1 protein-coding gene is annotated in these 246 nt (G+C 67.5%); it reads left to right on the top strand.

From position 1 onward, the window contains the following. Positions 1-246, top strand: a 246-nt coding sequence (locus NCR93_RS31825) for a hypothetical protein (protein ID WP_250532486.1), incomplete at both ends; no start/stop codon positions are given.

The raw sequence follows: 246 nt of genomic DNA, 5'->3' as shown, positions 1-246 counted from the left end.
AGCCGCTCTACGCCAGCAACATCGAGCTCGGTATTTCCGGCATCAAGGCTACCGTCCTGCCGTTGCCCGGCATCGGCTCGACGCTGAACATGTCGCAGTTCGGCAGCGAGCTGTCCGTGGCGAGCGGGCCGGGGGTGTCGTCGAGCGTGGAGGTCGACAGCCTGCAAGTGGTGCTCAAGGCCGGCGGCGCCAATACGACTTGGGTCGATGGCGACGGCGCCGGCACGCGCGCCGCGACCATCAAGA

The sequence above is a fragment of the Caballeronia sp. ATUFL_F1_KS39 genome, from assembly GCF_023630985.1.
Lineage (GTDB): Bacteria > Pseudomonadota > Gammaproteobacteria > Burkholderiales > Burkholderiaceae > Caballeronia > Caballeronia zhejiangensis.
This window is presented reverse-complemented; position numbering and strand designations above follow the sequence as displayed.